Raw genomic sequence first — 23,774 nt, 5'->3', positions numbered from 1 at the left:
GCGTCCGGGCACGAGAGAGGCGTTCCCCACCCTTGAAGTCGCTGCTGCAATGCACGATCTTGGGGACGATGGCATCATCCGAAATCACGCTCGAGGCCGTACCTTCGATTGGCGAAGTGGCACCGGAGGATTGGGACGCCTGCGCCAATCCCGGCAAGGCTTGCAATGGGAATGGCACGGGAACCTCATCCGCCCTTCCAGGCGATTCCGCCGGTCTCTTAAAGTCGGCCTATAACCCGTTCGTCTCACACGCATTTCTCTCCGCCGCTGAGAAATCGGGCTCAGCGACGATCCGCACCGGCTGGGGACCGCGGCATCTCGTGGCCAAGCTCGACGGTCGCGTCGCCGGCGTAGTGCCCTGCTATCTCAAGTCGCACTCGCAGGGCGAATATGTCTTCGACCGGGGCTGGGCGGACGCCTATGAACGCGCGGGCGGGCGCTACTATCCGAAGCTCCAGGTCTCGGTTCCGTTCACCCCAGCCACAGGACCGCGTCTGCTGGTCCGCGACGGTGTCGACCGCGAGCGGATCAGCGAGGCCCTGGCGAGCGGGCTGGTGGCGCTGTGCGGGGTCAGCAAGGCCTCCTCGGTGCACGTCACCTTCGCCCGCGAGGCCGAATGGAAGCTGCTCGCCAAGCACGGCTTCCTCCAGCGCACCGACCAGCAGTTCCACTGGCACAATGATGGCTTTGCCAGCTTCGATGACTTTCTGGCGACGCTGAACTCGCGCCACCGCAAGTCGATCAAGCGCGAGCGACGCGATGCGCTCTCCGCCGGCATCACCATCCACTGGCTCACGGGCAAAGACATCACCGAGGACGCCTGGGACGCGTTCTTCGAATTCTACATGGAGACCGGCTCGCGCAAATGGGGCCGGCCGTATCTGACGCGCGAGTTCTTCTCGCTGATCGGCGAGACGATGAGCGAGGACGTGCTGCTGGTGATGGCCCGCCGCAACAATCGCTGGATCGCAGGCGCGATCAACTTCATCGGCTCAGACACGCTGTTCGGCCGCAACTGGGGCGCGGTCGAGCATCATCCGTTCCTGCATTTCGAGGTCTGCTACTATCAGGCGATTGATTTCGCCATCAAGCGCGGCCTCCGGCACGTCGAGGCCGGCGCACAGGGCGAGCACAAGATCGCACGCGGCTATCTGCCGAAGACGACCTATTCCGCCCACTTCATCGCCGATCCGGGCCTGCGGCGCGCCATCGACGACTATCTCAAGCGCGAGCGCGCCTATGTTGCGGAAGCCGGACGCGAGCTCGCCGAGCTCGGCCCGTTCCGCAAAGGCGCCGACGAGGCGCCTTGACGCCTCGCCGTTGCTGGTGACAGTAAGCGCAAAATCTCGAGGAGCCGCCGAGGAGCTAGCATGACCGCCTACGACACCAACAACATCTTCGCAAAGATCCTGCGCGGCGAGCTGCCCTCCTACAAGGTGTACGAGGACGAACACGTCTTCGCCTTTCTCGACATCATGCCGCGCGTGCCTGGCCACACGCTGGTGATCCCGAAGGCCGCTGCCCGCAACATCCTCGACATCAGACCGGACGACTTCGCCCATGTCGCCCGCGGCGCGCACAAGATCGCGGCGGCAGCGATGAAGGCGTTCGAAGCCGACGGAATCACCGTGCAGCAGTTCAACGAGCCCGCCGGCGGACAGGTGGTGTTTCATCTCCACATGCACGTGATGCCGCGCCGCGACGGTGTCGCCATGCTGCCGCCCGCGAGCCGCAAGGAAGACGCCAAGGTGCTGGAAGAGCACGCGGCCAAGCTGATCGCGGCGTTGAAGGCGGGGTAGATCTCTCCGCTCGTCATTCCGGGGCGCGCCCCGTAGCCCGGATGGAGCGAAGCACAATCCGGGACTGTCCCCGCATTCCGCTTCGCTCCATGCGGGCTACGATGGCTCCTCCTCGTCATTGCGAGCGAAGCGAAGCAATCCAGACTGCTTCCGCGGCGACGGTCTGGATTGCTTCGTCGCGAGGGCTCCTCGCAATGACGGAGCAGAGACCTCACTCCGTCTCGAAATCGCCCTTCTGCGGCGCCGCCAGTGGCGTGAACTCGCAACGGTCCGGCTTGATGTCGATCAGCGGCGTGTTGTCGAGGCAGTCAAGTCCGCGCACCAGGATCGCATTGCCCTCGATGCCGACCAGCTTCACGATCGAGGTGCCGATCGGATTGGGCCGCACCGGTGAGCGTAGCGAAAACGTGCCGCGGGTCTTCTCGTTGTTCTTTGGGCTCTGCAGGATGATGTCGCGCCGCGACCTGTCGAGCCAGTAGAGCACTTCGAGGTTGCTGTAGAAATCGACGCCCTTGATGGCCGGCACGAACGGCTCGAATATTTCGAGCCGGCACACCGGGCCGTCGTGACGCCCCTGCCGCGGCGTCTCCAGCCGCGACGTCCAGGGGGTGCGGATGCGGCCGATGAAGACGAGGCCGGCATCCTCTGCGGGCGGCAGTTCGATGGCGACCTCGCCCTCGCGGAGCTCCTGTTCGCGAACCATATTTCCTGTTCCTTGCTGTTCGCCGGCGGTTTTAGCCCAACCACCACTTTCCGGCCAGCATGAAGACTTCGCCCGTGACGACGCCCGCAAAGATCGAGCGGCGGGTCAGCAGGAAGACGACGAGCCCGGCCCCCACCGCGCCATAGCGCAAGATATCCGGCACGCTGGCAAGCGCCCCTGGCGGCTCGACCACGATCTGGGCGATGACACCGGCCAGGATCGCGGTCGCGACCGCCCGCACCCAGACCAGCAGCTCGGAGCCTTCGTCGATGCCGCCGCCGAACCACAGGCCCAGCATGCGCCATATCTGATTGGGAACCACGCCGGCGACGAACAGCACGGCCAGCGCGTGCCAGTCGCCGATGAGCTGCGCCAAGCTCATGCGCGCACCTCCCGCCGCCAATGCACGCCATAGGCGATCGTGCCAGCCATGAGGCCGCTGACCAGGATATCAAGGCCCGAGTTCATCTTCACGGCCAGCGGATAGAGCAATATGCCCAGCACGAGTGCGACCACATCGGCGACCTCGCGGCTGTTGCGCGCAGTCGAGAACAGGAACGACAGCGGCGTCAGCAGCAGGATCGCGGCGCCAAGCGTCTGCGTCAGGTTGGCGGCGAGGAAATAGCCAACCGTGTTGGCGGTGAGGCACACCGAGACCAGGCCACAGCCGAGCCCGTGGACGAAGGCGATGCGCCGCTCGCGCGGCACAAGCGGCAGGAAGCGGTGGCATTCGACCCAGAGCGTGACGGCGGTGAGATGCGCGGTGAAGATCAGCTCGCGCCGTTTCGTCGTCGGCGTGCGCATCAACGGCAACACCGAGACCACCATCGGAAACAGGCGGATGGCGCTGACGGTGACCGCGATCGCCGACTGGATGATGGTGGCACCCGAGCCAAGCGTGGTAATCAGGATGATCTGCGCAGGACCCGCCCAGACGAACAACGTCGAGGCGAGCGCCCAGAGCAGGCTGAAATGGGTGTCGTGGGCGAGCGCGCCGATGCCGAGATAGGTCACGAACAGCACGATGGTGAGGATCGTCTGCGTGATCGAGCGCAGCCCCCACGCAAAGGCGCGCCAGGAGCTTTGCCATTGAGGTGAATCGAGCGGAGGAAGCGCCACGGGAGGTTTGGTCGAGGAGAGGAATCGTGCCTCATAACGGGCGATACGGCGACGCACGTCAAGAAAGCCCGCGGCGGGGCTGGCATGCGCACGTGGCGCGGGGCACCCGCCGACGTCATTCCGGGGCGCGACAAAGTCGCGAGCCCGGAATCCATTTCACCACGATCTCTGCGGCCCGATGGATTCCGGGCTCGCGCCAAGAGGCGCGCCCCGGAATGACGAGGGGCCTACCCGCTCACACCCCTGTTCTTCAGCACGAAGCACGCACCGCCCGCTTTGCGGATACGATTGCACAGATCGTCCGCCTCGGCGCGCGTGTCGGCACCGATGCGCACCTGATAGAAAGCGCGCGTGCCGCGGCTGCGCATCACCGAGCTCAGCAGGCTCGGATCACGCTCGCCGATCACGGCGCTCAGTTTCGTGACGGCCCGGGAATACATCGCCAGCGCCCTGTTGCGGTCGAAGCCGGCGGCAAGCTGCACGCCCCAGACCTTTGCCGCCGCAAGCTCGACATGCTGCTCGAGCTCGGCGACGAACGGATTTGGCGCGCGCTTGAGCAGCGCCATCAGATCACCGCAGCTCGTCGGCGGTGAACTCGGCGGTCCCTTGCCGGTGCTGCCTGCCTTGGCCCAGGCATCGACGCTCGTGCCGGTGATGGCGAAGACGTAGTTGCGGGTCTGCTCCGGCATCGGTCCCGTGCCCGCGAGCCATTCCTGCACCCGCCGCGGGCCGGCATTGTAGGCGGCCGCCGCGAGGCCGAGATTACCGAACTGGTTGCGCAGCTCGTTCAAGAACTCCGCCGACTTCGGCAATGCCTGCACCGGATTGAACGGATTGAGCAGCCCGCGCTCGCTTGCCGTGCCCGGCATGAACTGCGCGATCCCTTGTGCGTGCTCGCCGTTGCGGGTCAGCGGTCCGACCGCGTCGGACTGGAAGCGGCTCTCCTGCCAGATCACCCGGGCGAAGAATTCGAGCGGCAGATTGGCCTCGCGCGCCGCCGCCTCGATGATCAGGCAGAGCGATTCCCGCGTGTCGCTCTCGCGGGCGTCCTTCGGTTTCTCCGCCGGCTTTGCGGGTTCCTCGGCATTCGGAGGCACGACGGGCGGAGGCGCCTCCTCCGCCAGCGCCGGCGACAGTACGAGGGCCTGGCACAGGACAGCGATAACCCGAGCTATTCGCATGGCATTGACGTTATCGGACAAATCGGACCTTGACTTGGAACCCCAGCCAACTAGCAACGAGCGGCAGTATCAACGCAGGTCCCGCTCCGATGGTGACAATCTTTTTTGATCTCGACGGCACGCTGACCAACCCGAAGCCCGGGATCACCCGCTCGATCCAGTACGCGCTGGAACGGCTCGGCGTTTCGGTGCCGAGCGAGGACGAACTGACCTGGTGCATCGGCCCTCCGCTGCATGCCAGCCTCAAGAGGCTCACCGGGACCGATGAACTCGCTGACCGCGCGCTCCTGCTCTATCGCGAGCGCTTCAGCGACATCGGGCTGTTCGAGAACGAGGCTTACAGCGGAATTACGGACACATTGTCGACGCTCGCAGCGACAAGTCAGCGCATGTTCGTGGCGACCAGCAAGCCCGCCGTCTATGCCACGCGCATCGTCGATCATTTCGGCCTGAAACCGTATTTCGAGCGCGTGTTCGGCTCCGAGCTCGACGGCACCCGCGTCGACAAGCGCGACCTGCTCCGCTACGCGCTCGATGAGGCCATGGTCGATCCGCAGCGCGCCATCATGATCGGCGATCGCAGTCATGACGTGGTCGGTGCCCGCACCAACGGCATGACCGCCATCGGCGTGCTCTACGGCTATGGCAGCGAGGCCGAGCTAAAGGAGGCCGGCGCACATCACATCTGCGCCGCGCATCCCGAGCTGCTCGGCCATTGCGTGACCTAGCCTATCAGGCGCCGACAGTCTCCACCGCTGCCAGCATGCCCGTCTTTGGATGACAGTTCAGGTATTCGAAGAACTGTTCGTCGGCAGCGGCCACCGTCACCTCGTGATAGAGCCGCAGCTTGGCTGACGGCCCGAGCGTCGACAGATATTTCATCGCCGCACCGAAGATCTTGACGTGGGTCGGGTGCGACTCTGCCCAGCGTTCGAGCGCAGCGAGACTCTTCCACCAGCTCTGGCCATAGGACTTTTCGCTGACGCTTCCGTCAGCCGCGAGCACGCGCATGTAGCGGTTGGCGTAGCAGCCGATGCCGAGGCCGTCGTCGCGCAGGAAATCCATGCCCTCGCGCAGCACCGGCTCGACATCGTCGAGATAGAGCTTGCGCTCGGACGCTTCGGTATCGCTCCAGTCCTGCCCGGAGCGGATCAGGCACAGATTGTCGTGCGCCACGACGCGCAGCCGCGCGCCGTCGCGGATCAGCTCCGGTGCGCCGCCGGGCGCCATGGCGTCGGTCTGAGACAGCGGGATACGGTCGCGCATGCCGCCCCAATAGGCGTGCTCCTGCACCTCGCCGCTCATGCCGCCGGCGATTGCGGCAACCCCTTCGGGCCGGTCCGGCGAGGAGAACAGCGTCTCGTGCCGCGCCACAGCGGGTCGCAGCACCTCGATGAAGGTGCCGATGCCGTCCCGCTGTTTTCCGGTCCAGGCCTCGCGCGCCGGTGCGAACCAGGCATCGAAACGCGCGACATCGTCCCAATAGGCGACCGAGACAACGTTCTCATGACCAGACCGATCGACATAATGCGCGCGGTCCCAATGTGACGGACCGTTCTCCGCAGCGAAGAGCCCTGCGATTTCTTTCAACGCGTCCGTCGCCGCCGGCGCCTCACCGCGATATTGCACGCCGAAATAGGCCATCACGACGCAGCCGACGGCAGGCTTGTAGCGCGCCACGAACGAAGGATATGGCGGCTGATAGTCGTCCGGCACGCGCTTGTGGCGCGTGCGCGGGGCCTCGAGATGCAGAGGAATTGCGGATTCCATGATCGTGCCCTCTCCTCGACGCCGACGATCAGCTCGCCGCCGCGGCGATGTCCTTGGGCTCGACGGTGTCAACCGGCAGCGCAAATTGCTCGACCCGCTTGTACGGCTTGTTGTTGAGCAGGAGCCGCGTCACGTCGGGCCGCGAATAGTGCCCGGCGGGATCGGCGGCGTTCTTGGCGATGCCGATGGCGCCGAGGTCGATCTCGGCAATCAGGAGGCCCTCCTGGTCCGGCGCCAGCTTCTCGCCGATCTGGCTGCCGTCGGGGCCGTAGATCGCGGCAAAACCGCCGCCGGCATGCAGCAGGGCATGCTTGTCGGGCCGGTCGCACAGTTCGTCGATCATTCCTTGCGACACCGTCGCACAAGGTGCGAGCACGAAGCAGGAGCCTTCCACCGCGTAGACGCGCGAAGCCGCATTGTTCACCTCGGCCCCGAGCGCCGGCGCAAAGGGATCGTAGAGCGAGAAGCTCGGCCAGGCCGCGACGTGCACCTGTTCGTTCTGCGCGTACATCGCGTATTTCGACAGCGGCTGGAGATGCTCCCAGCAGCACAGCGCGCCGAGACGGCCGATGTCGGCTCTGGCATGCACGGCGAGGTCGCTGCCATCTCCTTCGCCATAGACGGTGCGCTCGGCATGGGTCGGCCGCAGCTTGCGGCGCTTTGCGATGGTTTCGCCGTCGGGTCCGATCAGCCATTGCGCCAGATAGAGGCTGCCGCCGTCGCGTTCGGAGAGACCGATCACGGCGGTGAGCTTTGCCCTGCGCACGGCCTCGCGCAGCTTTTCAGCCTGCTGGCTGTCATAGGACAATGAATTGTCGAAATAGCGCTGCACGAATCCGCGGCCGATCGCCCAGGCCGGCGAGTCCATCCAGATATGCCAGGGGTAACCGGGGATGAACGCCTCGGGAAAGGCGATCAGCTTGGCGCCCTTCTCCGCGGCCTCCCTGATCAGTGCGACCGTCTTGTCGATCGAGGCGTCGAGGTCGAGCCAGGCCGGCGCCGCCTGCACCACCGCCACTTTGTATTTCGGATGTTCGATGCCCATTCCCGCCTCCATGCCGGTTGATCGGAAGCCACGTCCGATGCAGTCTATTGAGCCAAGCCGGGCGGCGGGGCGCTCGACCACGGCGGAACAAAAACTCGACTGGACGCGGCCACCGACCGGGTATGGGATTTGCCTCCGGGCAGGCTGGATCCGCCAACAGGCGATTTTGCAGGATGTGAAAGGGAGGCTCCTCAGATGCCAGTCCAGTTCACGACGGATGGCAGCCCCGGCTACCGGCGGCTTGCTCTCTGGCAGGACATCGTCTGCGACGTCTTCGTCGGGCTCGACTGCAAGTCGGACCTCGGCAGCGCTTTTCACGGGTCGGTCACGCAGGCTTCGCTCGGCAGGGCGGTGTGCTCCGAGGTCTGCTCCGATCGCCAGCACGTATTCCGCACACCCTCGCGCATCGCGCGCTCCGATCAGGATTTCGTCCTGGTCGCGCTCGGCAATCGCGGCGACGGCGGCGTGGTGCAGGATGGCCGCGAGACCGTGATCCATCCCGGCGAGTTCGCCCTGTATGACACCACGCGGCCCTATGAGCTGAAGTTCAACGACAGCTTCACGCAGACCATCTTCAAGGTGCCGCGTGAGATGCTGCAGCGCCGGCTCGGCGGTACCGAGGCGCTGACCGCGATCGCGTTCGGCGCCGATGTGCCGCTCGAGCGGCTCGCCTATGATTTTATTGTCAGGCTCTGCCAGAGCGCGGACCGGCTGGCTCCGGACAACGCGGTCGCGCTGTCGGAGCAGGCGGTCGATCTCCTTGCGATGGCGCTGGGCGAACGGCTCGGCAAGACGTCGCTGCCATCCTCGACCCATCGCTCCGCCCTGCTCTACCGGCTGAAAGCGCACATCCGCGCGCATCTCGCCGATCCCGATCTCTCGCTCGCGGAGACCGCGGCCGCGCTCGGCATCTCGCCGCGCTATGTCAACGATCTCCTCGCCGACGAGGACATCTCGTTCCAGCGCCACGTGCTTGCCGAACGTCTCGCCCAATGCCGGCGCGACCTCGCCTCACCCGTGCTCGCCCATCGCCACATCAGCGAGATCGCCTTCGCCTGGGGTTTCAACGACCTCTCGCATTTCGGCCGCGTCTTCCGCGAGCATTTCGGGATGTCACCGCGCGACTTTCGGCAGAGCCAGTTGCGGCACTGACGTCCCTTGCAATCAGCTATCACCTCGAGCCTTCGCTTCCAACGAAGGTAATGCTCGCCAATTCCAAATTGTCTTGCCTGGTGACCTGCATCAAGCTGGCACGCATGAGGACTCACGCCACCATAAGCGGAACGGAGCTGTTGCTGGGTGTGATCGCGATCCGGCTCGCAGTGCTGGTCCTGGTGGGCTGGAGCCTGACGCTGCTACCGCGGCAACCGCGCGACAGTGAACCTGCGTGCTTTCCCTCGCCCGCAACAAGGCTCGAAGCTCAATCTTTGGTGAAGACGCCCGGCTCGCGCATTGCCGATGCAGCGTTCGACGACATGCGCCTGCACGACTAGGCCATTCCCAAGCAAGGCCGGTATGTGAGCGCGTGATAGGACGCTGCGCCTGCTTGCACTATCCTCGCCACCAAGCCGCAGTGATCAATCAGCGACCAGCCGAGGAGCATATCGATGGAATACCGACGCTTGGGCCGGTCAGGCCTCATGGTGCCTGCCTTGAGTCTTGGGACCGGTACCTTTGGCGGCGTCGGCCGCCTCGCCGCCTGGGGCACGACGGACGCGACCGAAGCGCGGCGGCTTCTCGATATCTGCCTCGATGCCGGCGTGTCGATGTTCGATACCGCGAATGTCTATTCGCTCGGCGAATCCGAGCGCGTTCTCGGCGAAGCCATCAAGGGACGCCGCGACAAGGTCCTGATCTCGACCAAGGCAAGCTTCCGCTTCGGCGATGGGGCCAACGACATCGGATCATCACGCCAGCATCTGCTCGCCGCGATCGACGGTTCGCTGAGCCGGCTCGGCACCGACTACATCGACCTGTTCCAGCTCCACGGCTTCGACGCCTTCACCCCACCTGAAGAGGTGCTCGCGACCCTCGACGTGCTCGTGCGTGCCGGCAAGATCCGCTACGTCGGCGTCTCGAATTTTTCGGGCTGGCACCTGATGAAGTCGCTCGCCGTCGCCGACAAGCATGGCTTCCCGCGCTACGTCGCCAACCAGACCTATTATTCGTTGATCGGTCGCGACTACGAGTGGGAGCTGATGCCGCTCAGTCTCGACCAGGGCTTAGGTGCCGTGGTCTGGTCGCCACTCGGATGGGGCCGCCTCACCGGCAAGATCCGCCGGGGTCAGCCCAAGCCGGAAGTCAGCCGCCTGCCCCAGACCGCCGATTTTGGCCCGCCCGTGCCGGACGAACATGTCTATCGTGTCGTCGATGCCATCGACGAGGTCGCGAAGGAGACGGGCAAGAGCGTCTCGCAGATCGCGCTCAACTGGCTGCTGCAGCGTCCGACCGTCGCGACCCTGATCATCGGCGCGCGCAATGAGACGCAGCTGCGCGAAAATCTCGGCGCGGTCGGCTGGTCGCTGACCAAGGACCATGTCGCAAAGCTCGATGCCGCGAGCAAGGTGACGCTGCCCTATCCCTATTGGCACCAGCGCACGACGTTCACCGACCGCAATCCGCCGGCAGTGTAGAAGCCGGTCAATTGCCATGACTGCGCGCTGTTGAGCGCTCGTGAAAGCGCGTTCCGACCCCTGTCCTTTCATGGCGGAAGCCCTGCTCCGGCAGGGGAACTGTCCGGGTCCTGACGGGTTGCTGTCGATCGGGCAATTTCCTATTCGGAGATGAATTACGGCTCGAATCAACCGCGCCTCCATCATGTCGTCCGCCCCGATCGAGCATGCCGACGGCTTGCCGCAGCCACAACGCAACCAGGCGGTGCTGACCATTGCGCTCGGCATCATCATGGCGGTGGTCGACAGCGCCATCGCCAACGTGGCGCTGCCGACGATTGCGGCCGACCTTGATGCGAGCCCGGCCTTCTCGATCTGGATCGTCAACGGCTACCAGCTCGCGATCACGATCTCGCTGCTGCCGCTGGCTTCGCTCGGCGAGATCGTCGGCTATCGCCGCGTCTATCTGGTCGGGCTCGCGCTGTTCACGCTCGCGTCCGCGTTGTGCGCGCTGGCACATACGCTGCCGCTGTTGACGATCGCGCGCATCATCCAGGGCTTTGGCGCGGCCGGCATCATGAGCGTCAACGCGGCGCTGGTGCGCTTCACCTATCCGCGCAGCCAGCTCGGCCGCGGCATCGGGCTCAACGCGCTCGTGGTCGCGTTCTCGGCCGCGGTCGGACCGACGCTCGCCGCCGGCATCCTCGCGGTCGGAAGCTGGCCCTGGCTGTTCGCCATCAACGTCCCGCTCGGTGCGGTGACATTGCTGATCGGCTTGCGCAGCCTGCCGCACACCAAACAAGCGAGCCGTTCCTTCGATTGGCAGAGTGCGGGGCTGTCGGCAATCACGTTCGGCGTCGGCATCGCCGCCGTCGACAGCGTCGGTCACGGGGAGGCCGCGATCACCTGCCTCGTGCAGTTCGCCATCGCCATCGTCGCCGGCGCGCTGCTGATCTATCGCGAGACCCACATGACCTCGCCGCTCTTGCCGGTCGACCTGTTACGCATCCCCGTGTTCGCGCTGTCGATTGCGACCTCGATCGCATCGTTCTGCGGGCAGATGCTGGCCTTCGTCGCCATCCCCTTCTATCTCCAGAGCCGCTTCGGCTATTCCGCCGTGCATATGGGCCTCTTGATCACACCCTGGCCGATCGCGGTGGCTTTCGCGGCGCCCCTCGCCGGCCGCCTGGTCGAGCATTATCCGGCCGGCCTGCTCGGCGGCATCGGGCTCACGCTGTTCGCCTGTGGCCTCGGTGCGCTCGCCTTCCTGCCCGCTAGCCCGACGCCGTTCGACGTGATCTGGCGCATGGCACTGGCCGGCGCCGGCTTCGGCCTGTTCCAGACCCCCAACAACCGCACCATGATCGCGGCCGCCCCGCGCGAGCGCGCCGGCGGCGCCAGCGGCATGCTGGGCACGGCGCGCCTGCTCGGCCAGACCACCGGCGCGGCGCTGGTGGCGCTGTTGCTCGGCCGCTATCCGATCGACGGAACCCGATTGGCCCTACTCGCCGGTGTCGGCTTTGCACTCTGCGGCGCGGTGCTGAGCCTGCTGCGGCTGTCGCCCGTGGGCGCGCGCGGCGCCGAGCATGTTCGTGTGCAGGACGACCAGCGCCTGCGGGGGGAATGAAGCCGCTACAGTGATGCGAGCAACAAAAAGGCCGGCTTTTCAGCCGGCCTTTTCAACTCATCGCGCGCAAGTCAGACCTTGACCAGCGGTCCTTTCGAAGTCGGCCCCTTGGAGCCGCCGGGACCGCCCGGCTTGGACTTGCCTGGCGGACGCTTGCGGGCGCCGGGCAGCTTCTCCTGCTTCGGCGTGACCGGGCCCTCGACGAACTCGAAGCCGATCTTCTCCTTGGTCTCGTCGCCCTCGTCCTTGACGAGAACCACGCGAACATGGCCGCCGCCCTTGAGCTTGCCGAACAGCACCTCGTCCGCCAGCGGCTTCTTGATGTGCTCCTGGATCACGCGGGCCATGGGACGTGCGCCCATCTGCTCGTCATAGCCGTGCTGGATCAGCCAGGCCTTGGCCTCCTCGGACAGCTCGATTGTGACGTCGCGGTCGCCGAGCTGCGCCTCGAGCTGAAGCACGAACTTCTCCACGACCGTGCCAATCACCTCGACGCTGAGATGGCCGAACGAGACGATGGCATCGAGGCGATTGCGGAATTCCGGCGCGAACTGCCGGTTGATCGCCTCGTGGTCGTCGCCTTCGCGCTTGGAGCGGGTGAAGCCGAACGCCTGCTTGGCGAGATCCGCTGCGCCCGCATTGGTGGTCATGATCAGGATCACGTTGCGGAAGTTAACCTGCTTGCCGTTGTGGTCGGTGAGCCGGCCGTGATCCATGATCTGGAGCAACACGTTGTAGAGGTCTGGATGCGCCTTCTCGATTTCGTCGAGCAGTACCACGCAATGCGGATGCTGGTCGACGCCATCGGTGAGCAGGCCGCCCTGGTCGAAGCCGACATAGCCGGGAGGCGCGCCGATCAGGCGCGACACGGTGTGCCGCTCCATATATTCGGACATGTCGAAGCGCAGGAGCTCGACGCCCAGCGCGGCCGCGAGTTGCTTGGCGACCTCGGTCTTGCCGACGCCGGTGGGTCCGGAGAACAGGTAGCAGCCGATCGGCTTCTCCGGCTCGCGCAGGCCCGCGCGTGCCAGCTTGATCGAGGCGGCGAGCAATTCGATCGCCTTGTCCTGGCCGAAAACGGTGCGCTTCAAGGTCTGCTCGAGATGCTTGAGCACCTCGGCATCGTCCTTCGACACGCTCTTCGGCGGAATCCGCGCCATCGAGGCGATCGTGGTCTCGATCTCCTTGATGCCGATGGTCTTCTTGCGCTTGTTCTCGGAGACCAGCATCTGCGCCGCACCCGACTCGTCGATCACGTCGATCGCCTTGTCCGGCAGCTTGCGGTCGTGGATGTAGCGCGAAGAGAGCTGGACGGCGGCCTCGATCGCCTCGTTGGTGTATTTCAGCCGGTGATAGTCCTCGAAATACGGCTTGAGACCCTTGAGGATCGCGATGGCGTCCTCGACCGTCGGCTCGTTGATGTCGATCTTCTGGAAGCGCCGCACCAGCGCGCGGTCCTTCTCGAAGTGCTGGCGATATTCCTTGTACGTCGTCGAGCCCATGCAGCGGATCGTGCCCGAGGCCAGCGCCGGCTTGAGCAGGTTCGAGGCGTCCATCGCCCCGCCCGACGTCGCGCCCGCACCGATCACGGTGTGGATCTCGTCGATGAACAGGATGGCGTTGGGATGCGCCTCGAGCTCCTTCAGCACCTGCTTCAGACGCTCTTCGAAGTCGCCGCGATAGCGCGTGCCGGCGAGCAGCGTGCCCATGTCGAGCGAGAACACCGTCGCAGCCGCCAGCACCTCCGGCACCTCGCTGTCGACGATGCGCTTGGCGAGCCCCTCCGCGATCGCGGTCTTGCCGACGCCGGCTTCGCCGACGAACAGCGGGTTGTTCTTCTGCCGGCGGCACAGCACCTGGATCGCGCGGTTGATCTCGGAATTGCGCCCGATCACCGGATCGATCTTGCCGTCGCGCGCCTTCTTGTTGAGGTTGACGCAATAGGTCTCGAGCGCCTCGCCCTTCTTCTTGGCGTCCTCGTTGCCCTTGGTCTCGGTCTCCTCGTCGACGCCGCGCACGGGGCGCGCCTCGGAGACGCCCGGCCGCTTGGCGATGCCGTGGCTGATGTAGTTGACTGCGTCATAGCGCGTCATGTCCTGCTCCTGCAGGAAATACGCAGCATGGCTCTCGCGCTCCGCGAAGATCGCGATCAGCACGTTGGCGCCGGTCACCTCTTCGCGACCGGACGACTGCACGTGGATCACCGCGCGCTGGATCACGCGCTGGAAGCCGGCGGTCGGCTTGGCGTCGTCGGCGCCATCCGTCACCAGATTCTCGAATTCGGTTTCAAGATAGTTGACGAGGCTCGTGCGGAGCTTGTCGAGATCGACACTACAGGCGCGCATGACGGCGGCTGCATCGGAGTCATCGATCAAAGAGAGCAAAAGATGCTCGAGCGTCGCGTATTGGTGATGACGCTCGTTTGCGATCGCCAGCGCACGATGCAGGGATTGTTCAAGGCTTTGGGAAAAAGTCGGCATTCGCGTCCTCTATGGCCCCCACCATCATGATCGTCATCGCCCGGTCAGGCAACAACAACCTTTGTCACATATAGTTATACAAGATCGCGGCAAAAGACCGGTTCCGCGACTCTGGCGGCTGCACACCTGCGGTATTCTCGATTACCGTATTCTCGATGCAAAACCCGTTCCGATTTGGGCGGGATCGGCGCCGGCACAAAATTCTGTTGCTGCCGGCTGCAACGGATGTCGCGCGCAGACCTCAGGCGACGATCACACCGCCACTACAAGGGAGCTGGCTTCAACGCGCCGTGAGGCGTCTTACTTCTTTTCCATCACGCATTGCAGCGGATGCTGGTGCTTGCGGGCGAAATCCATCACCTGTGTCACCTTGGTCTCCGCGATCTCGTAGGTGAACACGCCGCACTCCCCGATGCCGTGATGATGGACGTGCAGCATGATCTTGGTCGCCGCCTCGACGTCCTTCTGGAAGAACTTCTCCAGCACGTGAACGACGAATTCCATCGGCGTGTAGTCGTCGTTCAGGATCAGCACACGATACAGGTTCGGCCGTTTGGTCTTTGGCTTGACCTTGGTGATGACCGACGTGTTCGGCCCGGAAGGGCCGCCCGAACGGTTCTCATCGTTGCTCATCCGGGGAGCGCAGGCGGCGGTGACCGCGGACAGGTCGAGTCTGGAAGTCAGTTGCGGCATGGCACAGGCGTTCAAATTCCCCACGGAAGCGAATGACGGTCTGCGGCGCAGCTCAGCACTTCGGAGCCTCGCACAGGCGCGCCGCCTTTCTGAATCGCCGCCTCCGACCGCTCCGGTCGGAACCGGATCGGTCGACAGCAATATGGCCCTGCCCCCGGCTCGCCGCAAGCATGCAACGGTCCGGCCGATGCTGCCGCGGCGGTCCCGATTCCCGGCCCGGTGATCCTCACCAAGGTTAGTCAATCCGGACCGGTTTGACAAAATTTTCCGTCGCGCCCATTTGGAACGTGTTGACCAGGAACCCGACCGTCCCATGCGGCTGCGACCTTTCGCGCACGGCACATCTCCGGTTTTCTACGGTCCAATTTACCAAGGGCTTGAGTGCATGGCGCGAGATCGGACCGTGTCGCGGTCGACGTCTCCAGCTGTGCGACAACCGCAAGTCGGCAAGCGTCATAATCGATGCGGTGCAAGTGCGGCACTCTGACGGATTGATCGCGCGCAAACAAAAAGCCCGGCTGATCAGCCGGGCTTTTTTCATTCCAGGACTTCCAGAAAGCGTTAGTTCGCAGCCGGGGTGAACTTCGACACGATGGTCTCGACCGGCTTGAACGCCTGCTTGGCGAGGTCGCTGTAGAGGCCGGCGATCTTCTGCGATTCAGCAACGAAGGTCTCGTAGGCGGAACGGGCGAAATCGGTCTGCGCTTCCATGGCCTTGTCCAGCGACTTCACGCCGGAGAGCTTCTCGACGAAGGACTTGGTGTCTTCGAACGACTTCTTGGTGTAGTCGCCATAGGCGCTCGCGATCGCCTGGAGGCCGTGCTGCACCGAGGTCGCGGAGGCGACGCACTGCTCGAACTGCTCTTTCCCGTAGTTCTGAAAGTCTTCAACCTTGAACATGTCGGAATCCTTTTTCCCTGGCTCTCGTCGGGAAGCCCCGGCTCCCTGACTCTGCCCACAATTAGTGCAACGCACAAAAAAGTCAAGAATCTTGTGCAACGCACAAAACTAGATCCAAATCGCTGAGATTCCCGGGGTTTCCCGCAAGGGTTCCTTAAGCTTTTGGAAACCGCGGCCCCCTACCCTGATTCCCTGGACGTGTTCACTTCCGCAGGCGGTCAAAAGCCGTTTGAGAACATCACCTTAGCCAGAACAGCGGCTCAGGCCCAACGTCTCCCGCGGCGAACACCAGCGGAGGGACAGCCTGAGCAGGTAATGATCCCGGGTCCATTGGGCACAATTTCGCCTCACGAGCCGGTGATCAAGTCAGAAACGGGGACGGGGTTCCATGCTTCGTAACAACTTGTCTTCCTCGCGCTTGGCGCGGGTTGGCGTTTTCGGGCTGCTTACGGTCACCACCGCAGTCATCTTCACCACCGATGCTGCCGAAGCGCGGCGCCACCGGCGCCATTACGCGCACCACCGGGTGCAGCGCGATGTGTCCGAGAGCTCCAGCCCGAAATTCGCGTCCATCATCGTCGACGGCAATTCCGGCGCGGTGCTGCAGTCGACCAGCCCCGACGGACTGCGTCACCCCGCCTCGCTCACCAAGATCATGACGCTCTATTTGCTGTTCGAGCGCCTCGAGTCCGGCAAGCTGAAGCTCGACACCGAGATGCCGGTGTCCCAGCATGCCGCCGACCAGGATCCGACCAAGCTCAACCTCCGCCCCGGCCAGACCATCCGCGTCGAGGACGCGATCAAGGGCCTAGTGACGCGCTCCGCCAATGACGCCGCCGTGGTGATCGCGGAAGCGATCGGTGGCGACGAGGACGATTTCGCGCAGATGATGACGCGCAAGGCACGCTCGCTCGGCATGTCCAAGACGGTCTACCGCAACGCCTCGGGCCTGCCGAACGACGAGCAGGTAACGACGGCACGCGACCAGGCCACGCTCGGCCGCGCCATCCAGGAGCGCTTCCCGCGCTACTACCGCTACTTCGCGACCGCCTCGTTCAACTGGCGCGGACAGTCGATCCGGAACCACAATCACCTGCTCGGCAATGTCGAGGGCGTGGACGGCATCAAGACCGGCTACACCCGCGCCTCCGGCTTCAATCTCGTCAGCTCGATGCGCCGCGGCAATCGCCACCTGATCGGCGTTGTGCTCGGCGGCCGCAGCGGCGGCTCGCGCGATGCCATCATGCGCAACCTGCTCGCGGAGAATCTCGAGAAGGGCGCGACCACGCACACCGTCGTTGCCGTCACCGAGCGTAACGGCGCTGCCGACGTCGCCGACGCATCCGATAGCCCGGCACGCCCCGTGGCGCAGGTTCAGGCCGCGGCCGCCCCTGCTCCCGAGGCCGCCCCGTCCCGCCTCGCCGCGCGTCTGTCGACGCTGGCCGCTGCAACTGCCGCGATGCCGCCGTCTCAGCCGAAGCCCGAAGCCAGGCCGACTGAATCCAAGATCGAGCCGGCGCCGCTCACCAACGGCGTGATCTCGAGCCAGCCGCTGTCCATCATCCCCGGCTCGTCCGAGCCGATGAAGCCGGTCCGGGTCAAGACGGTGCAGGTCAAGGCCGGCGCCGTGAAGGTCGCCTCCGCCGCCCCGGCCCAGGTATCGCCGCCGGTCACCAACACCATTCCGTCCCGGTCCGACGTCGCGGAGACCTCCGGCGCCGTCGTCGCCCGGGCCGATCTCATCAACAAGCCCGAGGTCGCGACCCAACCGGAGGCGCCGAAGGCCGAGATCGCCCGCACCGAGCTGCCGCGGCAGCCGGCGGGCTTCGGCACCGGCAACGGCATCCTCGGGGTGCTGCCGGCCGCAACCGCCGCCGCGCCCGCACCGGCCGCTCCGAAGCTTGCTTCCGCCGACCCGGCGCCGCAGCCGATCCAGATGAGCGCCACCACCAAGCCGGTCGTCACCCACAGCGGCTGGATCGTCCAGGTCGGCGCGCTCGAGAGCGAGACCGAAGCCCAGCACCGCATCGACGCCGCCCGCAGCTCGGCCCGCGGCCTGCTCAGCAAGGCCGATCCGTTCACCGAACCGGTCGTCGCGAAGGACAATCGCAAGCTCTACCGTGCCCGCTTCGCCGGGCTCGAGCGCGACCAGGCCGAAGCCGTCTGCCGTACCCTGAAGCGCGCCGAGATCTCCTGCATCACCGTGCGCAACTGATCTCCTCTACCTCTTCCGAACAAATGCCCGCGCTCTTGCGCGGGCATTTTTGTTTTCGGACGTGCGGTGAGCAGAAGCCAGTTCCGCGACAACCTCTCGTCAAGGATTTACGGTTAAGATTTTCCTCAAGGGATCGACCACGCCGATAATGGCGGGCATCGGGCGACGGCAAACGGAGCAAGCGGAGCTCACGCGGTACGGGCGTTTGTGGCGTGGTGCCGGAGTTAGCCGTTATGCGTACGAAGCAGAGTATCCTTGGCCTCGTTTACACGGGCAGCGAGATACGTCGAGCCCCCCTGGTCGGGATGGAGTTTCTTCATCAGGGACTTGTGAGCCCTGCTGATGTCGTCGCGCCCCGCGCCCGGCTGCAAGCCAAGGATCTGATAGGCTTCCTCCGTCGTCATTTTGCCGCTCGTCGCCGTGCGGCGCTGCCGCCCTGCCGCATCGCGCTGCGCGTCCTGACGCCAAGCGGGAAACCGGCGGTCCAGATAGCTTTCAAGTAAGGCCACACTCTCGGCGTCGAACGCCGGCACCATCGCCAGCAGGCCGGCGAGATCAAACTCGTCGAGGTCGCGCCCCGCATGAGGTCCGGCAACGATCTGGCCTGTCAACTGGCCGGTGTCGTGGTCAAGCCGCATGTCCAGGAATTGCGAGCGCACCCGCGAGGCCTGTCCGGACGGGCGCGTCGCGCCGCCGCCGAACAGCCCTCCGACATTGCCGAAGCCGGCGTTGGCCAGGGGTGTCCAGCCGAGCAGCCCGGCGCCGAAGATTCCGAGCGGAATCGCGACGACCAATTCGCCCCGCAGACCCGTGAACGCTGCGGCCGCCAGCGCCACCACGCCGCCACCGAACTTGATGGCGCGCGCCAACGCCGCCGGATTGGCAGAGCGGAACGTCTGGAGCAGCAGATAGAGCGTGATAACAGCGACAGCGCCGGCAATCAGGGTCATGGCCGGAATAATATAGTCGCCCTCCCGGCAAAATGCATCGCGTCCACGGCCGCAGCGGGTCGCAGCCTGCTTGAAGCGTTACTTCATCTGACCGATCAGCTTTGCTGCGCCGCTCGCGCTCTTCGCCAGTTGTAGCAGCGCTTCGCGGCCGCCGGCAGCGTAAGCCGCCGCTGCCCGCAACAGTTCGCGCAACTGCGCCGCTGCGCCGGGATCGAACCGGCACCAGGCACCGCCGGTCAGGCGCGCGATCTCGCGAAAGGTCCGCTCGGCCACCGCGTCATCGCCTTCCTGAAACACGAACACGGGCACCTTGAGCATGCCGAGCTCGCCGGCCTTGGCGCAGAGTTCGTCGGCCTTCTCCTCCATGGCATCGCCGACGAAGACGACGGCCCGCACGCCGGAGGCGACCGCCTGGCGCCGGGCCTCGCTCAGCACCTTGCCGATCTGGGTGTCGCCGCCGCGGCAATCGATCTTGCTCATCAGCGTCGCAAGCCTGGCGCTGTCGGAGATCCATGCCGTCGCGCGGCATTCGTTGAAGCCGCGATAGTAGACGAGCCGGATGTCGAGACTGCCGAGCGCCGCGGTCTCGCGAAACATGTCGGCCTGGAGCGCGCAGGCCATGTCCCAGGTCGGCTGCCGGCTCATCGTCGCATCCAGCGCGAAGATCAGCCGCCCCTGCGCGCCGGGCGCATGCGGCGACAGCGCGCGCGCCTTGGTGACGAAGGCGGCAATGTCCGCCGAGGTCGACGTCCCGGCCTGCGGCACCGCGCCGCCGGCCTTCGTCGAGACGGCATCACCGCGCGGCCTGATGGGTTCGCCCGACATCGCTGCTCAACCATGCGTGGGCGATTAATGTGGTGCGCGCGCAGAGCCCGGTCAATGTGCAAAGCCTCCGTGGGCTTGCGCCGGCGGAGGCTTTGCAATCGGTGCCGATGATGAGGGAGGCGTCAGCTCTTGGCTGGCGCCATCAATGCGACCGGACCGGGCTCGAGGATCTTGGGCGGGGACGACTGCGTGTCGACTGGCGCAATCTCGCTGTCGGTCGCGCTCAGGAACTTGTCGAGCATGCCCTGGATCGAGTTCTTGGCGACGTCCGGACCGGTGTCCCGCATGTCATTATGCTGGAATTCGGTCTTCACGACCTGAATGCCCGCCTTCTCGCACTCCTCGTCCGTGGGGATCACGCCCGCATCGGTCTTGAACTGCGGATCGGTGGAGCGGAACGACAGGATCTTGAACTTGCCGGCGGTGACGAAGGGAACCCGCAGATTGTCGAGGGTGACAACCTTCTTGACCTCATCCGGATACTGCTTGGCGAAATACATCGAGATGTCGCCGCCCATGGAATGACCGACCATGGTTACCTTATCGTAGTCGGCATTCGGCTGGACCTTCTTCATCTCCTGCATGGCGAGATGAATGTTGGCGACGCCGCGCAGGATCTGCGGCAGGCGGCCGACATAGAGTTCGCCCGGCTTGGTCACCATCGGAGGATCGGTCGGCAAATCATGCTGCGGGCTGACGACCATATAGCCGCGCGCAGCGAAGATGTTGGCGAGGAAGCCGTACTCGGTGTTCTTGACGGTATTGCCGTGATTGATCACGGCGACCGGCAACGTGATCATGCCGGCATTGGCCTGCATTTCCTTGTCGCGGCGCACCGCGATGTCGACCGGCACCGGGCGATTGTCGCGCGAAGTGTCGTAGAAGGTGATGGTCTCGTGCTTAATGGCCCACTTGCTCGCCGTGAAATAGGCGATGCCGCAGAGGGCACTGACTGAAACTAGAACGGCAATTCCACGCTTCATTTTCGTCCTCAGCCCCAGGCTCTTGCGGCCTGATCCCTGTTGAAAATCGTGTTCTTCCGGGGCTCTTCGTCCCCTTGTCGCCTATTCCCTAATATATGTCACAGCAGCGTGACAGGAAGGCTAAATATTGTGAACCGGCAGCCCTTTCATTGTGCGTCGCACACGTTTGTTGGGCACCCTGTCCTCATACGGCCACTTAAGGTGCAGGCCACTATCCGACGCAACCAGTGGCGATTGGGTTCGATTTCACAGGTAAGTGCAGGATGAAAAACGGCGGAACGCGGGTTGAGTTCCCGCGACAAGCGGCCGCGGGGATCGACTGGAAGTAGCTATATACCGCTGCCTTAGGCACCGAGAATGTCGTGGACCTCGAGCGGCTTGTCGACCTGGCTGAACCACTCGGCGCGGTTGGCGGCGCGGCGGCGTCCGCGCTCGTCGAGCGGCAGCTTGAGCTGGCGGAGCAGGCTCGTCACCTCCTCCCGCGCGGTGAGATGGCCGAGATTGGGCCGCATGCCCAGTGTCGCCTCGTCGATCTCGTCGAGAGCGGTCAGTCCGCGCGGGAAGAATTCGCGATAGACAACGCGTTCGGCGAAGCCGTCGACATAGCGGAAGCCGAGCCGCAGCGACAAATCCTTCAACCCCTCGGCGACAAGCTGCTTGTTGCGGGAGCCGAGCATCGACAGGCGGTTGCGCACGACGATCCAGTCGGTGGTCGCGCCGTCGAGCTGGCGACGCTTGCGCCTGACATCGCGCACCATCTCGGCGTAGTGGCTCTCTCCGGTGACCGCGTAGCTGGCGGGATCGACGGTGCCCAGCACATCGAAGTCGAGGAAGCTGTCGTTGATCGGCGTCACCAGCGTGTCTGCCATCGAATGCGCGAGCCGCATCAGGTAGCTGTCGGTGCCGGGCGTATCGATGACGATGAAGTCGAAATTGCTTTCGACCGCCGAGACCGCCTCCATGAATTGCTGGAACTCGGAATTCTCGTTCTCGGCGATCTGCATGGTCTCGCCGAGCTTGATGCAGCGATGCACCGGCAGCTCGAGGTCGAGCTTGGTGCGGCGCGCCCAGGCGGAGCGGTTGCTGATGTAGCGGGTAAAGCTCTGCTGTCGGCAGTCGAGGTCGATGGTGGCGACGCGTTGGCCGGCCTTCAGAAGCGCAACCGCGATGTGCAGGGCGGTGGTCGATTTGCCGGAGCCGCCCTTCTCGTTGCCGAGCACGACGACATGCGCCGAGCCGGATTGGCCTTGGCTAGCCTGCACAAGCATAGCGATCCTCAACACCCCTAACGAATATCTTCGAGTTGACCGCGTTTGCGGTCAAGTGAAATGCGTGACAGGTCATGCAAATCGCAGCGCGCCGTTCTTCATCATGAATCGCAGCGTCATCTTTCGTCTGTGATGCAGCTCGCAATGTCGCGACATCCTGCGCGGCCTTGCGCGGGATGCTGTGCCGCGTCCGGATGGATGGTGTCCACGATCGCCGCTTGTTAAGGTTAGCCAGCCGGACGCCAGCCCTCACCCGCACTGATTCCCAACCCCGTCGAGTCCTGATGTCACCAAGCCCCTTGATCGCCCGCACGGTCCCCACCCTGCGACGCGCCATCGACAATCTTCGCAAGCGAAAGGCCACGATCGCGCTGGTCCCGACCATGGGGGCACTCCATGACGGGCACGTGTCGCTGGTTCGCCTCGCCAGGCGGCGCGCAAGCCGCGTCGTGGTGTCGATCTTCGTTAATCCGACTCAGTTCGCTCCGACCGAGGACTTTGGCGCTTATCCGCGAACCTGGAAGGCCGACATCGCCAAGCTCGCGGCCGAGGATGTCGATGTGGTCTGGCACCCCGGCGTCGAGGCCATGTATCCGGAAGGCTTCGCCACCCGCATCGTGCCGGAGGGGCCGGCGCTGGTCGGGCTCGAGGACCGCTTTCGGCCGCACTTCTTCGGGGGCGTCGCCACCGTCGTCGGCAAGCTGTTCACGCAGTGCCGGCCGGATGTCGCGATCTTCGGCGAGAAGGATTTTCAGCAGTTGCGGGTGGTGACGCAGATGGCACGGGATCTCGACCTCGGCGTCAAGGTCATCGGCTCCCGCACCGTGCGCGAGCGCGACGGGCTCGCGATGTCCTCGCGCAACGTCTATCTCTCAGCCGAGGAGCGGCAGACCGCGACCGTCCTCTATCGCGCCATGAAGGAGAGCGCGCGGCGGATCAAGGCCGGCGATGCCATCTCGCCCGCGATGGCGGGCGGCGCCGAGATGATCAAGGCGGCCGGTTTCGCGCTCGACTATTTCGAAGCCCGCCATGCCGCGACGCTGGCACCGGTCACCTCGCGCAAGGACGGGCCCTTGCGGATCCTGGTCGCAGCCCGGCTCGGCACGACCCGGCTGATCGACAATATCGCGGTTTAGAGCAGGCCGAGATCGCGCAGCTCGCGCCGCATCGGCTCCGGCATCGCCGCGATCGAGCCAGCGGCGGACTTGCCGAGATCGGCGGGCACGGAATCATCGGTGAGATAGCGCCAGCCCTGGAACGGCCGCATCGGCCGCGGCGACACCGAGATCACCTTCGGCTGCATCACGATCCGGCAGCGCCCGATGCCGTCCTTGTCACGGAACGGCTCGATGCCGATGATCTTCTCCCGCGCAGCGATCTCGCCCTTGATCACCCAATAGAGCGAGCCGCCCGCCAGGATCTCGGCGTCGCGCTTGGGCACCATGCGGGTGATGTGGATGTGACGTTGCGGCAGACCCTTCTTCTTGGCGGTCTGCATCCGTTCGGCGACCCACTCCTTCAATTCCTTGACGGAGTCGCAGCCGACGGCGAGCTTGATCAGATGTAGCGGCATGCCCCAGCATTAGCCGGGCAGCAGCGCATTT

Annotated in this window: 23 protein-coding genes; 9 read left to right on the top strand and 14 right to left on the bottom strand. The window is 64.9% G+C overall.

Annotated elements, in window-relative coordinates; all coding sequences use genetic code 11:
- Window positions 1-68 precede the first annotated feature (68 nt).
- Window positions 69-1,310, top strand: a complete 1,242-nt coding sequence (locus tag ACR9YP_RS21745) for a GNAT family N-acetyltransferase (protein WP_438107755.1) — start codon at window positions 69-71, stop codon at window positions 1,308-1,310.
- Between the two features lie 60 nt (window positions 1,311-1,370).
- Window positions 1,371-1,799 carry an HIT family protein gene (locus ACR9YP_RS21740; RefSeq protein ID WP_438107754.1) on the top strand — a complete coding sequence of 143 codons (429 nt, stop codon included), beginning with the start codon at window positions 1,371-1,373 and terminating at the stop codon, window positions 1,797-1,799.
- A 211-nt stretch (window positions 1,800-2,010) separates the two neighbouring features.
- Here the strand turns inward: ACR9YP_RS21740 and tsaA are convergent, their stop codons facing one another.
- From tsaA to ACR9YP_RS21720, 4 genes are all read right to left on the bottom strand, one after another.
- Window positions 2,011-2,502: a tRNA (N6-threonylcarbamoyladenosine(37)-N6)-methyltransferase TrmO gene (tsaA, locus tag ACR9YP_RS21735; protein ID WP_438107753.1), complete on the bottom strand. Its 492-nt coding sequence runs from the start codon at window positions 2,500-2,502 to the stop codon at window positions 2,011-2,013.
- Window positions 2,503-2,533: 31 nt separating this feature from the next.
- Window positions 2,534-2,884, bottom strand: a complete 351-nt coding sequence (locus ACR9YP_RS21730) for an AzlD domain-containing protein (protein ID WP_438107752.1) — start codon at window positions 2,882-2,884, stop codon at window positions 2,534-2,536.
- On the bottom strand, window positions 2,881-3,621 hold the full coding sequence (locus ACR9YP_RS21725) for an AzlC family ABC transporter permease (RefSeq protein WP_438107751.1): 741 nt from the start codon (window positions 3,619-3,621) through the stop codon (window positions 2,881-2,883). The genes ACR9YP_RS21730 and ACR9YP_RS21725 overlap by 4 nt, the downstream gene beginning before the upstream one ends.
- 227 nt (window positions 3,622-3,848) lie before the next feature.
- Window positions 3,849-4,802 (bottom strand): lytic transglycosylase domain-containing protein, encoded by a 954-nt coding sequence (locus ACR9YP_RS21720; RefSeq protein ID WP_438107750.1) that lies wholly within the window; start codon window positions 4,800-4,802, stop codon window positions 3,849-3,851.
- Between the two features lie 89 nt (window positions 4,803-4,891).
- Between ACR9YP_RS21720 and ACR9YP_RS21715 the strand changes: the two genes are divergently transcribed.
- Window positions 4,892-5,530 carry an HAD family hydrolase gene (locus ACR9YP_RS21715; protein WP_474217025.1) on the top strand — a complete coding sequence of 213 codons (639 nt, stop codon included), beginning with the start codon at window positions 4,892-4,894 and terminating at the stop codon, window positions 5,528-5,530.
- Window positions 5,531-5,534: 4 nt separating this feature from the next.
- Here the strand turns inward: ACR9YP_RS21715 and ACR9YP_RS21710 are convergent, their stop codons facing one another.
- On the bottom strand, window positions 5,535-6,572 hold the full coding sequence (locus ACR9YP_RS21710; protein ID WP_438107748.1) for a phenylacetaldoxime dehydratase family protein: 1,038 nt from the start codon (window positions 6,570-6,572) through the stop codon (window positions 5,535-5,537).
- A 28-nt stretch (window positions 6,573-6,600) separates the two neighbouring features.
- Window positions 6,601-7,617: a carbon-nitrogen hydrolase family protein gene (locus tag ACR9YP_RS21705; protein ID WP_438107747.1), complete on the bottom strand. Its 1,017-nt coding sequence runs from the start codon at window positions 7,615-7,617 to the stop codon at window positions 6,601-6,603.
- A 195-nt stretch (window positions 7,618-7,812) separates the two neighbouring features.
- Between ACR9YP_RS21705 and ACR9YP_RS21700 the strand changes: the two genes are divergently transcribed.
- The 4 genes from ACR9YP_RS21700 to ACR9YP_RS21685 all read left to right on the top strand — a co-directional run bounded on the left by ACR9YP_RS21700 (window position 7,813) and on the right by ACR9YP_RS21685 (window position 11,856).
- On the top strand, window positions 7,813-8,769 hold the full coding sequence (locus ACR9YP_RS21700) for an AraC-like ligand-binding domain-containing protein (protein ID WP_438107746.1): 957 nt from the start codon (window positions 7,813-7,815) through the stop codon (window positions 8,767-8,769).
- Between the two features lie 50 nt (window positions 8,770-8,819).
- Complete coding sequence (locus ACR9YP_RS21695) at window positions 8,820-9,110, top strand: hypothetical protein (RefSeq protein WP_438107745.1); 291 nt, start codon at window positions 8,820-8,822, stop codon at window positions 9,108-9,110.
- Between the two features lie 114 nt (window positions 9,111-9,224).
- Window positions 9,225-10,250 carry an aldo/keto reductase gene (locus ACR9YP_RS21690; RefSeq protein ID WP_438107744.1) on the top strand — a complete coding sequence of 342 codons (1,026 nt, stop codon included), beginning with the start codon at window positions 9,225-9,227 and terminating at the stop codon, window positions 10,248-10,250.
- 184 nt (window positions 10,251-10,434) lie between these two features.
- A complete protein-coding gene (locus tag ACR9YP_RS21685) occupies window positions 10,435-11,856 on the top strand; it encodes an MFS transporter (protein ID WP_474217024.1) in 1,422 nt (473 codons plus the stop codon).
- A 71-nt stretch (window positions 11,857-11,927) separates the two neighbouring features.
- Here the strand turns inward: ACR9YP_RS21685 and clpA are convergent, their stop codons facing one another.
- From clpA to ACR9YP_RS21670, 3 genes are all read right to left on the bottom strand, one after another.
- A complete protein-coding gene (gene clpA / locus ACR9YP_RS21680) occupies window positions 11,928-14,336 on the bottom strand; it encodes an ATP-dependent Clp protease ATP-binding subunit ClpA (protein ID WP_474217023.1) in 2,409 nt (802 codons plus the stop codon).
- A gap of 300 nt (window positions 14,337-14,636) precedes the next feature.
- Window positions 14,637-14,969 carry an ATP-dependent Clp protease adapter ClpS gene (gene clpS / locus ACR9YP_RS21675; RefSeq protein ID WP_164934959.1) on the bottom strand — a complete coding sequence of 111 codons (333 nt, stop codon included), beginning with the start codon at window positions 14,967-14,969 and terminating at the stop codon, window positions 14,637-14,639.
- A gap of 621 nt (window positions 14,970-15,590) precedes the next feature.
- Window positions 15,591-15,929, bottom strand: coding sequence for a phasin family protein (locus ACR9YP_RS21670; protein ID WP_024341049.1), 339 nt, complete (start codon window positions 15,927-15,929; stop codon window positions 15,591-15,593).
- A 388-nt stretch (window positions 15,930-16,317) separates the two neighbouring features.
- On the opposite strand from ACR9YP_RS21670, the gene ACR9YP_RS21665 reads away from it, so the two are divergent.
- Window positions 16,318-18,144, top strand: a complete 1,827-nt coding sequence (locus ACR9YP_RS21665; RefSeq protein WP_474217022.1) for a serine hydrolase — start codon at window positions 16,318-16,320, stop codon at window positions 18,142-18,144.
- 224 nt (window positions 18,145-18,368) lie between these two features.
- Here ACR9YP_RS21665 and ACR9YP_RS21660 read toward each other — a convergent pair whose 3' ends face one another.
- The 4 genes from ACR9YP_RS21660 to ACR9YP_RS21645 all read right to left on the bottom strand — a co-directional run bounded on the left by ACR9YP_RS21660 (window position 18,369) and on the right by ACR9YP_RS21645 (window position 22,170).
- Window positions 18,369-19,094: a DnaJ domain-containing protein gene (locus ACR9YP_RS21660; protein ID WP_091889560.1), complete on the bottom strand. Its 726-nt coding sequence runs from the start codon at window positions 19,092-19,094 to the stop codon at window positions 18,369-18,371.
- A 78-nt stretch (window positions 19,095-19,172) separates the two neighbouring features.
- Window positions 19,173-19,919, bottom strand: a complete 747-nt coding sequence (locus ACR9YP_RS21655) for a vWA domain-containing protein (RefSeq protein WP_474217020.1) — start codon at window positions 19,917-19,919, stop codon at window positions 19,173-19,175.
- A gap of 122 nt (window positions 19,920-20,041) precedes the next feature.
- Window positions 20,042-20,902, bottom strand: a complete 861-nt coding sequence (locus ACR9YP_RS21650; protein WP_128941297.1) for an alpha/beta fold hydrolase — start codon at window positions 20,900-20,902, stop codon at window positions 20,042-20,044.
- A gap of 344 nt (window positions 20,903-21,246) precedes the next feature.
- Window positions 21,247-22,170 carry a division plane positioning ATPase MipZ gene (locus ACR9YP_RS21645; RefSeq protein ID WP_370985812.1) on the bottom strand — a complete coding sequence of 308 codons (924 nt, stop codon included), beginning with the start codon at window positions 22,168-22,170 and terminating at the stop codon, window positions 21,247-21,249.
- A gap of 284 nt (window positions 22,171-22,454) precedes the next feature.
- Between ACR9YP_RS21645 and panC the strand changes: the two genes are divergently transcribed.
- Window positions 22,455-23,306 (top strand): pantoate--beta-alanine ligase, encoded by an 852-nt coding sequence (gene panC, locus ACR9YP_RS21640; RefSeq protein ID WP_474217019.1) that lies wholly within the window; start codon window positions 22,455-22,457, stop codon window positions 23,304-23,306.
- Here panC and ACR9YP_RS21635 read toward each other — a convergent pair.
- Window positions 23,303-23,743, bottom strand: a complete 441-nt coding sequence (locus ACR9YP_RS21635) for a DUF1489 family protein (RefSeq protein ID WP_091889570.1) — start codon at window positions 23,741-23,743, stop codon at window positions 23,303-23,305. The genes panC and ACR9YP_RS21635 overlap by 4 nt on opposite strands.
- Window positions 23,744-23,774 lie beyond the last annotated feature (31 nt).

This window comes from Bradyrhizobium sp. BR14999, assembly GCF_056106085.1.
This window is presented reverse-complemented; position numbering and strand designations above follow the sequence as displayed.

Bases quoted from the DNA above. Each gene is read 5' to 3' on its own strand.
- ACR9YP_RS21745 (WP_438107755.1), top strand. From the start codon at position 69: ATGGCATCATCCGAAATCACGCTCGAGGCCGTACCTTCGATTGGCGAA.
- ACR9YP_RS21720 (WP_438107750.1), bottom strand. From the start codon at position 4,802: ATGCGAATAGCTCGGGTTATCGCTGTCCTGTGCCAGGCCCTCGTACTG.
- ACR9YP_RS21730 (WP_438107752.1), bottom strand. From the start codon at position 2,884: ATGAGCTTGGCGCAGCTCATCGGCGACTGGCACGCGCTGGCCGTGCTG.
- ACR9YP_RS21740 (WP_438107754.1), top strand. From the start codon at position 1,371: ATGACCGCCTACGACACCAACAACATCTTCGCAAAGATCCTGCGCGGC.
- ACR9YP_RS21650 (WP_128941297.1), bottom strand. From the start codon at position 20,902: ATGAAGCGTGGAATTGCCGTTCTAGTTTCAGTCAGTGCCCTCTGCGGC.
- clpA (WP_474217023.1), bottom strand. From the start codon at position 14,336: ATGCCGACTTTTTCCCAAAGCCTTGAACAATCCCTGCATCGTGCGCTG.
- ACR9YP_RS21665 (WP_474217022.1), top strand. From the start codon at position 16,318: ATGCTTCGTAACAACTTGTCTTCCTCGCGCTTGGCGCGGGTTGGCGTT.
- ACR9YP_RS21645 (WP_370985812.1), bottom strand. From the start codon at position 22,170: ATGCTTGTGCAGGCTAGCCAAGGCCAATCCGGCTCGGCGCATGTCGTC.
- ACR9YP_RS21710 (WP_438107748.1), bottom strand. From the start codon at position 6,572: ATGGAATCCGCAATTCCTCTGCATCTCGAGGCCCCGCGCACGCGCCAC.
- clpS (WP_164934959.1), bottom strand. From the start codon at position 14,969: ATGAGCAACGATGAGAACCGTTCGGGCGGCCCTTCCGGGCCGAACACG.
- ACR9YP_RS21655 (WP_474217020.1), bottom strand. From the start codon at position 19,919: ATGTCGGGCGAACCCATCAGGCCGCGCGGTGATGCCGTCTCGACGAAG.
- ACR9YP_RS21670 (WP_024341049.1), bottom strand. From the start codon at position 15,929: ATGTTCAAGGTTGAAGACTTTCAGAACTACGGGAAAGAGCAGTTCGAG.
- panC (WP_474217019.1), top strand. From the start codon at position 22,455: ATGTCACCAAGCCCCTTGATCGCCCGCACGGTCCCCACCCTGCGACGC.
- ACR9YP_RS21660 (WP_091889560.1), bottom strand. From the start codon at position 19,094: ATGACCCTGATTGCCGGCGCTGTCGCTGTTATCACGCTCTATCTGCTG.
- ACR9YP_RS21635 (WP_091889570.1), bottom strand. From the start codon at position 23,743: ATGCCGCTACATCTGATCAAGCTCGCCGTCGGCTGCGACTCCGTCAAG.
- ACR9YP_RS21700 (WP_438107746.1), top strand. From the start codon at position 7,813: ATGCCAGTCCAGTTCACGACGGATGGCAGCCCCGGCTACCGGCGGCTT.
- ACR9YP_RS21685 (WP_474217024.1), top strand. From the start codon at position 10,435: ATGTCGTCCGCCCCGATCGAGCATGCCGACGGCTTGCCGCAGCCACAA.
- ACR9YP_RS21705 (WP_438107747.1), bottom strand. From the start codon at position 7,617: ATGGGCATCGAACATCCGAAATACAAAGTGGCGGTGGTGCAGGCGGCG.
- tsaA (WP_438107753.1), bottom strand. From the start codon at position 2,502: ATGGTTCGCGAACAGGAGCTCCGCGAGGGCGAGGTCGCCATCGAACTG.
- ACR9YP_RS21690 (WP_438107744.1), top strand. From the start codon at position 9,225: ATGGAATACCGACGCTTGGGCCGGTCAGGCCTCATGGTGCCTGCCTTG.
- ACR9YP_RS21695 (WP_438107745.1), top strand. From the start codon at position 8,820: ATGCTCGCCAATTCCAAATTGTCTTGCCTGGTGACCTGCATCAAGCTG.
- ACR9YP_RS21715 (WP_474217025.1), top strand. From the start codon at position 4,892: ATGGTGACAATCTTTTTTGATCTCGACGGCACGCTGACCAACCCGAAG.